The 12,454-nt window shown below is 34.3% G+C and carries 14 protein-coding genes; all 14 read left to right on the top strand.

Annotated elements, in window-relative coordinates; translation table 11 throughout:
• Positions 1-41 precede the first annotated feature (41 nt).
• The 14 genes from ndk (at position 42) to HMPREF3029_RS04020 (ending at position 12,445) form a co-directional block, all read left to right on the top strand.
• A complete protein-coding gene (gene ndk / locus HMPREF3029_RS04085; RefSeq protein WP_068128426.1) occupies positions 42-488 on the top strand; it encodes a nucleoside-diphosphate kinase in 447 nt (148 codons plus the stop codon).
• 62 nt (positions 489-550) lie between these two features.
• Positions 551-1,717 (top strand): chorismate synthase, encoded by a 1,167-nt coding sequence (gene aroC / locus HMPREF3029_RS04080; protein ID WP_068128428.1) that lies wholly within the window; start codon positions 551-553, stop codon positions 1,715-1,717.
• The gene (locus tag HMPREF3029_RS04075) at positions 1,717-2,760 is read left to right on the top strand and encodes a 3-dehydroquinate synthase (protein WP_070709950.1); all 1,044 of its coding nucleotides are present in this window, start codon (positions 1,717-1,719) and stop codon (positions 2,758-2,760) included. Before aroC ends, HMPREF3029_RS04075 begins: the two co-directional genes overlap by 1 nt.
• Positions 2,757-4,052 carry a 3-phosphoshikimate 1-carboxyvinyltransferase gene (gene aroA / locus HMPREF3029_RS04070; RefSeq protein ID WP_083314975.1) on the top strand — a complete coding sequence of 432 codons (1,296 nt, stop codon included), beginning with the start codon at positions 2,757-2,759 and terminating at the stop codon, positions 4,050-4,052. The genes HMPREF3029_RS04075 and aroA overlap by 4 nt, the downstream gene beginning before the upstream one ends.
• Entirely contained in the window at positions 4,045-5,310 is a 1,266-nt protein-coding gene (locus HMPREF3029_RS04065) for a tetratricopeptide repeat protein (protein ID WP_070709948.1), read from the top strand. The genes aroA and HMPREF3029_RS04065 overlap by 8 nt, the downstream gene beginning before the upstream one ends.
• A gap of 26 nt (positions 5,311-5,336) precedes the next feature.
• On the top strand, positions 5,337-5,765 hold the full coding sequence (locus HMPREF3029_RS04060; RefSeq protein WP_068128434.1) for a DUF2487 family protein: 429 nt from the start codon (positions 5,337-5,339) through the stop codon (positions 5,763-5,765).
• A 113-nt stretch (positions 5,766-5,878) separates the two neighbouring features.
• Positions 5,879-6,379 carry a Rieske (2Fe-2S) protein gene (locus HMPREF3029_RS04055; RefSeq protein ID WP_068128436.1) on the top strand — a complete coding sequence of 167 codons (501 nt, stop codon included), beginning with the start codon at positions 5,879-5,881 and terminating at the stop codon, positions 6,377-6,379.
• Between the two features lie 19 nt (positions 6,380-6,398).
• Complete coding sequence (gene qcrB / locus HMPREF3029_RS04050; RefSeq protein WP_040928134.1) at positions 6,399-7,073, top strand: menaquinol-cytochrome c reductase cytochrome b subunit; 675 nt, start codon at positions 6,399-6,401, stop codon at positions 7,071-7,073.
• Positions 7,074-7,101: 28 nt separating this feature from the next.
• Complete coding sequence (locus tag HMPREF3029_RS04045) at positions 7,102-7,896, top strand: menaquinol-cytochrome c reductase cytochrome b/c subunit (protein WP_070456528.1); 795 nt, start codon at positions 7,102-7,104, stop codon at positions 7,894-7,896.
• A 55-nt stretch (positions 7,897-7,951) separates the two neighbouring features.
• Positions 7,952-8,533 carry a DUF1405 domain-containing protein gene (locus HMPREF3029_RS04040; protein ID WP_070456530.1) on the top strand — a complete coding sequence of 194 codons (582 nt, stop codon included), beginning with the start codon at positions 7,952-7,954 and terminating at the stop codon, positions 8,531-8,533.
• A 53-nt stretch (positions 8,534-8,586) separates the two neighbouring features.
• Positions 8,587-9,285: a zinc metallopeptidase gene (locus tag HMPREF3029_RS04035; protein ID WP_068128442.1), complete on the top strand. Its 699-nt coding sequence runs from the start codon at positions 8,587-8,589 to the stop codon at positions 9,283-9,285.
• Positions 9,286-9,377: 92 nt separating this feature from the next.
• A complete protein-coding gene (gene bshA, locus HMPREF3029_RS04030) occupies positions 9,378-10,526 on the top strand; it encodes an N-acetyl-alpha-D-glucosaminyl L-malate synthase BshA (RefSeq protein WP_068128444.1) in 1,149 nt (382 codons plus the stop codon).
• Positions 10,516-11,697 carry a CCA tRNA nucleotidyltransferase gene (locus HMPREF3029_RS04025; RefSeq protein WP_068128449.1) on the top strand — a complete coding sequence of 394 codons (1,182 nt, stop codon included), beginning with the start codon at positions 10,516-10,518 and terminating at the stop codon, positions 11,695-11,697. Before bshA ends, HMPREF3029_RS04025 begins: the two co-directional genes overlap by 11 nt.
• A complete protein-coding gene (locus tag HMPREF3029_RS04020) occupies positions 11,684-12,445 on the top strand; it encodes a biotin--[acetyl-CoA-carboxylase] ligase (protein ID WP_068128451.1) in 762 nt (253 codons plus the stop codon). Before HMPREF3029_RS04025 ends, HMPREF3029_RS04020 begins: the two co-directional genes overlap by 14 nt.
• Positions 12,446-12,454 lie beyond the last annotated feature (9 nt).

The raw sequence follows: 12,454 nt of genomic DNA, 5'->3' as shown, positions 1-12,454 counted from the left end.
TGATATGATATACAGAGACTAGTTAAAGGAGATTATGTCAAATGGAAAGAACATTTTTAATGATTAAACCAGACGGCGTTCAAAGAAACCTTATTGGACCAATCGTTGAGCGTTTAGAAAACAAAGGGTTTAAAATTGTAGGTGCAAAATTAATGCAAGTATCAGATGAGCTTGCTAAAACTCACTACGGTGAACACAGCGAAAAGCCATTCTTCGGTGAGTTAGTAGACTTCATTACTTCAGGACCAGTATTCGCAATGGTTTTAGAAGGTGAAAACATCATCAGTACTGCTCGCTTAGTTGTTGGTGCTACAAACCCTCAAGAAGCAGCTCCAGGAACAATCCGCGGAGACTTTGGTTTAACAGTTGGTAAAAATATTATTCACGGTTCAGACTCACCTGAAAGTGCTGAGCGTGAAATTAATCTTTTCTTTGATGAATCAGAGCTTATCGATTATAGCTTAATCAATAAAGATTGGATCTATTAATGATAACAAGGCTGAGTATAACTACTCAGCTTTTTATTTTATATAAATAAGAGGTGGATTCAATGAGATTTTTAACAGCAGGTGAATCTCATGGTAAAAAAGTGACGGCGATTGTTGAAGGATTTCCTTCAAATGTTCCGATCAATAAAGAACGTATGACTAAGGAATTATTCATGCGTCAAGGTGGATACGGTCGAGGTCGCCGTATGCAAATAGAGAAAGACACATTTGAATTTGGTAGTGGCGTAAGACATGGCTATACGTTAGGCAGTCCCGTTCAAATGGAAGTGAATAACGATGATTTCAAACAATGGGTAAACGTGATGCAGTCTGAACCGATTACAGATGAACAAATTAAAAAGATGAGAAGAGTGATTAAAGAACCAAGACCTGGTCATGCTGATTTAGTCGGTGGAATGAAATATAATCACAGAGACTTAAGAAACGTACTCGAACGTTCATCAGCAAGAGAAACGACAGCACGTGTACTCGTTGGAGCACTCTGTAAAGAGTTATTGCACGCTTTAAATATTGAAATGACAAGTCGTGTCGTTCAAATAGGTACAGTTATAGATGACGGCACATATACGTTTGATGAAATTAAAAATAATAAAGAATCATCTTCTGTTCGAATGGTTTCGGATGACAAAACTAAAGAAGCTGAATTGTTAATCGATCAAACAAAAGCAGCTGGAGATACGCTCGGTGGAGTTGTAGAAGTCATCGTTAAAAATCCGATTGTTGGACTTGGCTCACACGTACATTACGATACAAAACTCGATGGTAAAATAGCACAGTCTATCGTTAGCATTAACGCATTTAAGGGTGTAGAATTTGGAATGGGATTCAAGATGGCTGACTATCCAGGCAGTCAAGTCCATGATGAAATTCTATATAATCCTAACGATGGATTTACGAGACGAACAAACAATTTAGGTGGTTTTGAAGGTGGAATGACAACAGGCATGCCTGTTGTCGTACGCGGAGTAATGAAGCCAATACCAACACTTTATAAACCATTAATGAGTGTCAATATCGACACGAAAGAACCATTTAAGGCGACGATTGAACGTAGTGATCCAACTGCTGTTCCGGCAGCGAGTATCGTCGCAGAACATATGGTTGCAATCGAGATTACAAAAGCGATATTGGATAAGTTTGGTAGCGATGATTTCTCAGATATTCAAGAAAATATAAAAAAATATAATCAGCGTTTAGAGGAATACTAATGGACATTAAAACGGCTTATAATGATGACAATTATACGATTCATGTCGGTCATAATATTTATGACACACTTATTCATGATTACACAAAAGACTATAAAGACGTCTATTATATTATCGATGAATATGTATATGAATTATATGAAACTAAATTTTCACAGCTTAATCATGTAATAAAAGCACCGAGAGGTGAAGCTTTTAAGCATATTAATCCCGTTATGAATACAATTGATTCACTATTAGATTTAAATATAAAAAGAAATAGTTTAATCGTCGTTATCGGTGGTGGCGCGACAGGGGATGCGGGTGCGTTATTATCAAGTATTATACTTCGTGGTGTCGATTATATACACGTTCCAACTACACTTCTTAGTCACGACTCATCTGTCGGTGGTAAAACCGCAATTAACCGTCCACATGGAAAAAATTTAGTCGGCACATTTTATCGTCCAAAAGCAGTTATTTTTGATTTAAACTTTTTAAAGACGTTAGATGACGAAGAAATACTCAGTGGATTCGGAGAAGTCATTAAACATGCAATGTTAAATGATCAAATTACTGTAGAAAATTTAATGCATCAAAATAGACGTTGTATAAACATAGAACAACTAGAGCCATTTATTATTACTGGTATTAAAACAAAACTTAGATATGTCACAGAAGATGAAACTGAATCTAACGTCCGTAAAGCATTAAATTTAGGACATACATTAGGTCATGCATTAGAATATGAATATCAATTAAAGCACGGACATGCGGTAGTCTTAGGTTTATTATTTATGCTTTATGTTTCAAATGAGCGACTAAATAAATCATTCAATTTACAAAAATATGTCGAATATTTTAAATCAGTTGGTTATGACGTGTCTTATTTAAACGAACTCAATATTCCGAGTTTAATTGAACGGATGTCACACGATAAAAAGAATAATGAAACTGAAAAAATTCAATTCGTTTTACTTGAAGCATTCGGTACACCAAAGTTTGATAATATATGTATCGATGAATTAACACATTATTTAAAAGAATTTCAGGAGATTATATGATCGATAAATATAAAAAGAGATTTCGAGGCACGATAGAAGTACCTGGAGATAAATCAATTACGCACCGTGCAGTTATGTTAGGGAGTTTAAGTAAAGGTACGACGACAATATATCGTCCGTTAATTAGTGATGATATTTTAATGACAATCGATTCTATGAAACAGCTCGGTGTATCAATTGAATTAATAGATGAGAAAATCGTTATAAAAAGTAATGGTGTGGAGTCACTAAGAGAACCTAGCACCATACTATATACCGGAAACAGCGGTACAACAACAAGACTTTTAACAGGGGTTATTGCGGGTTTAAACTTCAATGCAACTATTAATGGTGACGAAACGATACAAAAACGTCCAATGCAGCGTATAAAGACACCACTTGAGCTAATGGGCGCGTCTATAGAACTTACACGTGAAAATTTTCCTCCAATTAATATTAAAAGAAAATCTCTAAACGGTATTACGTATCATATGCCAATCGCAAGTGCTCAAGTAAAAAGTGCAATTATATTTGCAGCGTTAGGAGCAAAAGGTCCAACGAGGATCATTGAAAAAGATATTTCTAGAGATCATACTGAACGTATGTTAGAAGATTTTGGAGCGAATATTCATACTGATGGTAATACGATTACCGTACACCCTGGCTATAATTTATTAGGAAAAGAGGTTGCCGTTCCTGGTGATATTTCAAGTGCTGCATTTTTAATGGTTCTTGCAGCAATTATTCCTGGAAGTGATATAACTATAGAAAACGTATCTCTAAATAAAACTAGAGATGGCATTATTACTGTTTTTAAAATGATTGGTGCAGATATTAAAGTTTTAGAAAGAAATAACGCCGGTGAACCGTATGGAGATATCCGCGTAAAATATAAGGAAAATCTAAAACCGTTTATTATAGACGGGCCATTAATTCCAAAGCTAATCGATGAAATTCCAATTCTTACAGTCCTCGGACTCTTTACGAATGGTAAAAGTATAATACGGGATGCACACGAATTACGAGTTAAAGAAACTGATCGCATATTAGCGGTCACACGTGAACTAGAAAAATTCGGTGCAGATTTTAATATTTATGATGATGGATTTGAAATATTAGAGAACCAAAACTTACAAAAAGCAAATGAAGAATTAAAAAGTTATAGCGATCACCGAATCATTATGATGCTAATCATTATGACAATAAAAATGAATCAACGACTCAATATCGATGATACGACTCATTTAAACGTGTCGTACCCAAATATATTAAAAGATATTGAATCACTGAAAATAGAGGTGGACTATGAATAATACAATTACGAAGGCAATTGATGAGTTAAAAACAGGAACGTATAATCAAGCGACGATTGAAGCGGTTATTAATCATCTAACTTATTATACAGAAGAAGACGAAGAGCTTCTTTTTGTCTTAGGAGATTTATTAGATTCAATTGGTGAAAAAAATTATGCACTAACAATTTTTAAATATCTATATGAGTCTAATGAACACGATGATAATATACTTTCCTATCTCATTGATATTTATATTACAAATGGCGACATAGATAATGCCTTACTTCTCTTAAATGAGGCAAAAGAAACACCGACTGTGTTATTTTTAAAAGCAGAAGTATTTCAACAAATGCATTTAAACGATGTCGCATTAAAGCATTTAATGAAAGCTCGTTCTTTAAGTAATGACGCAATTATAGATTTTGCAATTGCTGAATTATATTATTATGAAGGTAATTTAACAGAAGCAATTTATTATTATAAAAACACGTTAAAGACAGTTGACCGTATCAACAATATTAACATTAATTTAAGACTTGCTAACATTTATAGTAATTTAATGGAGTCAGAAATGGCATTAAGTTATTTCAATGAAGTAGAGGACCATGAACTAGAAAATGATGACTATTTCTTAAAAGGTCTCGTTCACTTCCAGCTAGAACAATATAATGAAGCTGAGAAAATGTTAGAGAACGTTATAAAAAATGAACCGTACTATACGAACGCATATATTTTACTTATGAAGATTAAAGAAAAAGAGTACGATTTTGAAGGTGCGACTGAGCTATTAAAAGATTACGTCGTCATCGATGATCTAAATCCGTTAATGTTTTACCATCTCGGTCGTTTAAGCTTAAAGCTCGGTTCTTTAGAAGATGCTAAAGGTTATTTTAAGCGTGCAACTGAATTAGATATTGAGTATGAAGATGCACTATTAAAATTATTTCAAAGTATATTAGAGTCCGATACGACTGATGAAATTAACGATTATATAAAACATTTAGATATTAAAGAATTATCACCTGAAGCACTTCATTTACTTGGAACGATTGAAGCGCGAAATGAAAATGATGAAAATGCAATGCAATATTTTGAAGAAGCTGCTAAGTTTTTAAAAGATAACGTTGAATTTTTATCAGATTATTATTCTTATCTAAGCGAAATTAGAGATGAACGACGAGTAGATATCTTACAACAGTTGATTGCACTGGAACCATCAAATCCAGAATGGCAGTTAGAGTTAGAACGTATACAAGATGATATCGATCATTTTTAGAATATAATTATTAAAGAGGGATTTTAATGCTATATAATTATCAAGACTTATCTCTTATACAAGATGAAATTGAATTTGTAGACACTGCGATTATACCTGTCATAGATATTGATATTACAAATAGAAGACAAGAGAACGCAAATAACATTGAACTCATGCAACACGTAATTTATTTGCTAGAGAAACAACTAAAAGGTCGATTACTTATCACACCCTTATTTTCTGTAATTAACAACGACGTGTCACACGTCTCAGATTATGGTGCTCAATTAAAGGAATTTGGCTTTAAACACGTCGTTGTATTAACTGTGAATCCACGTGATATCAACGACTTAGAACTCATTAAGCTAAATAGCATTCCTTTAGAAACAATGGAGCCTGATGTGATGCAATCTCTAGTAAAAGATGAGATGACAAATGTATTAAAACAAATTATTCAATTTTGGAATCAATAAAAGTTTGTCTAAAATATGAAAAGACTTATTGACCGTGCTTATTTAATAGGATAAACTTAATATGTCTTAGTTATTAATATAGAAAAGTTTGTAAGTTTGAGGGGGGAAATGGAATGTCAAATAAAGTTACTCGACGCCAATTTCTAAACTATTCATTAATGGGTGTCGGTTCTTTTATGGCAGCCGGAATGATTCTACCAATGGGTAGATTCGCTTTAGATCCATTATTCCAGACAGATGCTGAAGGTGACGAAATCGTTACGAGCGTTAAAGTAAGTGAAATAACAGAAGAACCTCAAAAGGTTGATTTCACATTTACTCAACAAGATGCTTGGTACGAAAGTGAAGTTACAAACTTCGCATGGGTCTACAAAGATGGTAATAAGCTCATCGGTTTATCACCAGTGTGTAAACACTTAGGTTGTACAGTAACGTGGGCTGGAGACGATGGTAACCCAGATATGTTCTTCTGTCCTTGTCATAACGGACTGTACACTAAAGATGGTAACAACGTACCAGGAACACCTCCACGTGGACCATTAGATGAGTTCGAGGTTGGAGAAAAAGATGGGTACATTACAATTGGTAAGAAAAAAGAGAACACGCTTGTTTGAGTAAAATAGGAGGGATTTTATGCTAAATCGTATCTACGATTGGATTGATGATAGAATTGATATCACTCCGATATGGAGAGACGTCGCTGATCACGAAGTGCCTGAGCACGTTAACCCTGCCTATCACTTCTCAGCATTCGTCTACTGTTTTGGTGGATTAACTTTCTTCATTACAGTAATTCAGGTTCTATCCGGTATGTTTTTAACAATGTATTACGTACCAGACATCGTTAACGCTTGGAATTCTGTATATTACTTACAGAACGATGTTGCGGCTGGTATGATCGTTCGCGGTATGCACCACTGGGGTGCAAGTTTAGTAGTTGTAATGATGTTCTTACATACGCTAAGAGTATTCTTTACAGGTGCTTATAAATCTCCACGTGAGTTAAACTGGGTTGTAGGTGTTCTACTCTTCATGGTTATGCTTGGATTAGCATTCACAGGATACTTACTACCATGGGATATGAAAGCATTATTCGCAACTAACGTTGGTTTAGATATTGCTGAATCAGTTCCATTTATCGGTGAATGGATTAAAACATTACTCGCAGGAGATGCTGAAATTGTAGGAGCACAAACATTAACAAGATTCTTTGCGATTCACGTATTCTTCCTACCTGCGGCATTATTTGTATTAATGGGGATACACTTTATCCTAATACGTAGACAAGGAATTTCAGGTCCACTATAGGACCTAATTTAAGGGGAGGTAGAAATCAATGAAGCGCGGTAAAGGTCTTAAATTTGTTGGAGACTCACGAGTTCAAAGCTACGAAAAGCCGAAATTAAATCGCGACTACTCAGAATTCCCTGGTAGAACAGAAGAATTCTATCCCGACTTCTTATTAAAAGAGTGGTTAACGGGCGCGGTATTCTTAGTCGGTTTCCTATGCTTAATCGTTGCTGACCCGGCACCTCTTGAAAGAATGGCTGATGCAACTGACACAGGTTACATTCCGTTACCTGACTGGTATTTCTTATTCTTATACCAGATTCTAAAGTACACATATGCTTCAGGTCCATTCAACGTAGTTGGTGCGATTATTATTCCTGGTCTAGCAATGGGTGCATTACTATTAATGCCTTGGTTAGATAACTCTAAACATAGAAACTGGAAAAAACGTCCAGTAGCAACAAGCTTAATGGTAGTTTCTGTAGCAATTATTTTCTATGCAACATGGGAATCAGTTGCATATCACGATTGGGAGCAACAATCTGAACAAGGTAAAATTGTGTTTTCTAACTTAGATGCAGAAGATCCAGTATTCAATGAATTAATTAGAACGAACTGTACAAGTTGTCACGGAGGAGAATTAACAGGAGCATCTGGTCCAGACTTAGTAACTCCTGAGCTGGATGAAGCAACTGTTAAAGCTTTCGTAGAAAACGGTACACAAACTATGCCAGCGTTCAAAGATACGCTGACTGAAGAAGAGATTGACGAAATCTCTAAATTCATAGCAAACCTTGAACTTACAGATAAAAAGAACGCTGAAAACACTGGTGAAAAATAATTAAATCGTACCCTCGATGCAAGCACGCATTGAGGGTATTTTTATAGGTGAATATATGATTCATTATCTTTATCAATTAATGTATAATAGAACATTTTTAATTTTGTTATTTATATCTAACTTTTTAGGTACCATTTATGGTTACTACTGGTACCGAGGGCAGTTATCCGTTACTGAATGGTATTTTTATCCATTTGTTCCTGATAGTCCAACTGCAACTTTATTCTTATGTATCGTCATACTAGCGATTTTATTTAATAAAAAATATGGTCTCATCGACGCATTAGCTTTTACGACATTAATCAAATACGGTGTTTGGGCTGTAATTATGAACTTTTTATATTTTATAGAGATAAATATGATAACACCTGTCGGTGTCATGCTTATTTTTTCTCATAGCATTATGGCACTTCAAGCATTTTTATTTTTACCACATTTAGAGATAAAACCGTGGCATTTTTATGTAACAGCCTTTTGGCTATTCCACAACGATGTGATTGATTATGTATATATGCAATACCCAAAATACGGGTCATTAGACCGCTTTAGTGATCATATTGGTTATTTATCGTTTTGGTTAACGGTTATCGTTTTAATACTACTTAAAACGTTAGTTCCAATAAATCGTATGCGTTGACTTTAAATTAATAATTAAAGTATGATGTAAAGTGAGAATAGGAGAGTTGTTTTATGTTAATGTATATTATCTATTTCGCAATTCTATTAATCGTACCTATGCTCGCTCAAATGAATGTTACGTCTACGTTTAGAAAGTATAGTAGAGTACGTTCGACGAGTGGTTTAACTGGTAAGGAAGTTGCGGAGTTAATTTTAAGAGAAAATGGTATTTATGACGTAGAAGTACTAAGAGGCAAAGGCCATTTAACAGACCACTACGATCCAGGGAAAAAAGTAGTCGTATTATCACCAGATAACTATGACAAACCATCAGTTGCTGGTACAGCAGTTGCAGCACACGAAGTAGGGCACGCGATTCAACACGCAACTGGCTACAAATTTTTAAATTTAAGAGCCGCGATTTTCCCTCTTGCACAATTCGGAAGTAACTTTGCTTTCTTCTTGATTATGGCAGGTATCGTTTTAACAGCTGGTATGCAATCATCTGGTCCGACTCTTGGAACTTACCTATTATGGGGTGGTATTGGACTATTTGCATTCGCTGTATTATTCCAAATCGTCACATTACCTGTTGAGTTCGACGCATCAAATCGAGCGATGAAACAAATAGAACGTTTAAATATCGTTAACGAAAAAGAATACAGACATGCTAAAAAAGTATTAAGTGCAGCAGCAATGACATACGTAGCAGCAACAGCAACTGCTATCGCAGAGCTCGTTCGTTTAATACTCATAGCACGTAATAACTAAACTACTCAATATTTATTGAGTAGTTTTTTTAATTCACAATAGAACTATTCTTTATTATACTTATAAAGAATACGTATGTTAGGAGGATTTAAATGAAAATAGGAGTAACATGTTATCCAAGTGTTGGTGGAAGTGGAATTGTTGCGACTGAACTCGCAATTGAGATGGCGAAACTCGGTCATGAAATCCATTTTATATCATCAAGTGTTCCATTTCGTCTCGCAGGAAACTACTCAAACATTTATGTCCATACAGTAGAAATTAATGATTATAACGTTTTTAAATATAGACCATATGATATTACACTCGCGTCGAAAATTGCTGAAGTCATCGATGTACATCAATTAGATTGTATACATATGCATTATGCAATTCCTCATGCGGTTGCAGGTATTTTAGCAAATCAAATGTCAAAACGTGACGTAGGTATTATAACAACACTTCACGGTACAGATATTACAGTACTAGGTCATGATAGAAGTTTAGAGCCTGCAATTCGCTTTGGTATCGAGAAATCTGATATTACAACGGCTGTGTCTTATAGTTTAAAAAAGCAAACAGAAGAAATGATTCAACCTAATAAAGAGATTAAAACAATTTATAACTTTGTCGATGAAAAACGATTTAATCGTGACAATATTAAAGTAGTTAGAAGTCGTATGAAACAGCAGCTTGGTATTGATGAAGATTCTAAAGTCATTGTTCATTCATCCAACTTTAGAAAAATTAAAAACATAACGACAATTGTAGAAGCTTTTAAATTAGTTAGAGAATCAGTTAAAAGTGATCTTGTGTTAGTTGGGGATGGACCAGAAATGAGTGTTGTATATGACTTGGCACATGAACTAGGAGTTGGTGATAACGTACATCTCGTCGGACGACAATCAGATATGACGTCATTTTATAAGATGAGTGACTTATTTATGTTACTGAGTTTAAAAGAAAGTTTTGGTCTTGCACTTCTTGAAGCTATGAACTGTGGCTGTGTTCCAATTGGTTCAAATGCGGGAGGAATTGTTGAAGTGATTCAACATGAAAAAACAGGATTTATCGTTGATCCGATGGATAAAGAAAATGCAGCTCAATATGCAGTAGAGCTTATGACAAACGAAGCGTTATATAACGAGATGAGAGAAGCGATGATTACAGACGTCAGAAGTCGTTTCTCAGAAAAAGAAATCGTCGCTCAATATGAAGACTTATACAGATCGATTATTAAGGACAATAACGATGACAAATAAGAACGCATTTAAAGAAGGACAATTTATTCTAGATACATTAGAATCTAACGGATTTGAAGCATATTATGTTGGAGGATCAGTTAGAGACTATTGTATGGGTAAATCAGTCGGTGATATCGATATCACGACAAATGCGCTACCGAAACAAATTGAAGCATTATTTAAACATACGATAGATGTTGGTATTGAGCATGGGACTATTGTAGTCGTTATTAACAAAACACCTTATGAAGTGACGACGTACCGTACTGAAACGACGTATTCAGACTTTAGACGTCCGGACAGTGTTGAATTTACAACATCGTTAAAAGAAGATCTCGCAAGACGTGATTTTACGATGAATGCAATCGCAATGGACAAACATTTTAAGCTGTATGACCCTTATGACGGACAATCCGCAATAGAGGATAAAGAAATTATCACCGTCGGTAATCCAGACGAACGATTTAATGAAGACGCACTTAGAATGTTACGTGCATTACGCTTTATGTCTCAACTACAATTTGATTTAAATGAAGATTCATATAATGCGATTAAAAAGTTAGTTTCTAACGTTCAACATATATCGGTAGAACGTATTGTGCAAGAATTGAAAAAGCTATATAAGGGTATAAATATAGAAGCGTCTAAAAGATTACTAATAGAAAGCGATATGTATAAATACATTCCATTTTTTAATCGTGTGGGTAAAGATGATTTAAAAAAGTCTGTAGTACATACATTAAATAATGAGATTATTATACAGTTATTATTCAATGATAGTGTCTCATTTAAAAATGAATTAAAACTATCGAATGAAGACAAAAAGTATATAAACACTTCAATTCAATTATACGATGACTTAAAAAACAAATTAGAAACAGTCATTGTTGCCTATAAATACGACACAATGTTGTTAAAAAATATGTTAAAAATCTTAAGTGATAACTCTGCATTAAATATAAATATGGAAGATGACCTATTAGAAGCAATTCAAAAGAAAGAATCATTAACAATTCAAAGTAAAAAAGACCTTGCAGTGAACGGTAACGATTTAATGAATTCTTTAAATAAACGTGGTGGACCATGGCTAAAAGAGTTATTAGATGAAATTGAACGCCAAATATTGTTCGAAACATTACCAAACGATTTTGACGCAATTATAGAGTGGGTGCACAATGAATATCATTAAACAGTCAGTTTTACAATCAGCAGAGAATAGTAAATATTTTAAATATATCATTTTTGAAGATGTCGTGACATCGACACAAACAATAGCTAAAGAGAAACTATTTGAAATTGAAAATTCTTTTGTCGTGTCGTCTCTACATCAAACACAAGGTGTCGGTAGATTTAAAAGAGAATTTGAATCACCAGATAATTGTGGGTTTTATAGCACGTTTGTCGTTCGCCCAAATGTAAATCGAGACAAACTTATGCAGTTTAATTTATTTATTGCTCTCGCTATTACAAAAACAATTGAACGCTTTATAAATCGTCCGATTGGTATAAAATGGCCGAACGATATATACGTAGAAGGCAAAAAACTTTGTGGTTTTTTAACAGAGATGATCCCAGACGGTCAATTTGATACTATCGTTTGTGGTATTGGTGTAAATATTTTCAATTCACCATCTGAAGTAGGTAAGAAAGCTGCATTAGAAACTTTTGCTGATGAAGAGATAGATGTTGGAGCATTTGTAAAAACACTCTTTCAAAATATAGAAAAGTATTATGATTTATTTTTAAAAAATGATTTTAGTATGATTAGAGATACGTATGTCAGTTATTCAACCGTATTAGGTAAAGAAATTATCATCACAACACCTTCAGAACAGTATGAGGCTACAGCGATAGATATAGATGATTTTGGTATACTGAAAGTAATCGACCGAGACGGTCAAATTAAATCAGTTTTGAGTGCAGATATAGAAGAGTAGGGATTTAGT

This window comes from Nosocomiicoccus sp. HMSC059G07, from assembly GCF_001815515.1.
In the GTDB taxonomy this organism is placed as follows: domain Bacteria; phylum Bacillota; class Bacilli; order Staphylococcales; family Salinicoccaceae; genus Nosocomiicoccus; species Nosocomiicoccus ampullae_A.
The sequence above is the reverse complement of the archived record's forward strand: the minus strand, read 5'-3'. Positions and strand labels throughout refer to the sequence as shown.

What these genes read in the sequence shown, in the direction of transcription:
- aroA (WP_083314975.1), top strand. Translation starts at nt 2,757, where the DNA reads ATGATCGATAAATATAAAAAGAGATTTCGAGGCACGATAGAAGTACCT.
- bshA (WP_068128444.1), top strand. Translation starts at nt 9,378, where the DNA reads ATGAAAATAGGAGTAACATGTTATCCAAGTGTTGGTGGAAGTGGAATT.
- HMPREF3029_RS04065 (WP_070709948.1), top strand. Translation starts at nt 4,045, where the DNA reads ATGAATAATACAATTACGAAGGCAATTGATGAGTTAAAAACAGGAACG.
- HMPREF3029_RS04060 (WP_068128434.1), top strand. Translation starts at nt 5,337, where the DNA reads ATGCTATATAATTATCAAGACTTATCTCTTATACAAGATGAAATTGAA.
- HMPREF3029_RS04020 (WP_068128451.1), top strand. Translation starts at nt 11,684, where the DNA reads ATGAATATCATTAAACAGTCAGTTTTACAATCAGCAGAGAATAGTAAA.
- HMPREF3029_RS04035 (WP_068128442.1), top strand. Translation starts at nt 8,587, where the DNA reads ATGTTAATGTATATTATCTATTTCGCAATTCTATTAATCGTACCTATG.
- aroC (WP_068128428.1), top strand. Translation starts at nt 551, where the DNA reads ATGAGATTTTTAACAGCAGGTGAATCTCATGGTAAAAAAGTGACGGCG.
- HMPREF3029_RS04025 (WP_068128449.1), top strand. Translation starts at nt 10,516, where the DNA reads ATGACAAATAAGAACGCATTTAAAGAAGGACAATTTATTCTAGATACA.
- ndk (WP_068128426.1), top strand. Translation starts at nt 42, where the DNA reads ATGGAAAGAACATTTTTAATGATTAAACCAGACGGCGTTCAAAGAAAC.
- HMPREF3029_RS04075 (WP_070709950.1), top strand. Translation starts at nt 1,717, where the DNA reads ATGGACATTAAAACGGCTTATAATGATGACAATTATACGATTCATGTC.
- HMPREF3029_RS04055 (WP_068128436.1), top strand. Translation starts at nt 5,879, where the DNA reads ATGTCAAATAAAGTTACTCGACGCCAATTTCTAAACTATTCATTAATG.
- qcrB (WP_040928134.1), top strand. Translation starts at nt 6,399, where the DNA reads ATGCTAAATCGTATCTACGATTGGATTGATGATAGAATTGATATCACT.
- HMPREF3029_RS04040 (WP_070456530.1), top strand. Translation starts at nt 7,952, where the DNA reads ATGATTCATTATCTTTATCAATTAATGTATAATAGAACATTTTTAATT.
- HMPREF3029_RS04045 (WP_070456528.1), top strand. Translation starts at nt 7,102, where the DNA reads ATGAAGCGCGGTAAAGGTCTTAAATTTGTTGGAGACTCACGAGTTCAA.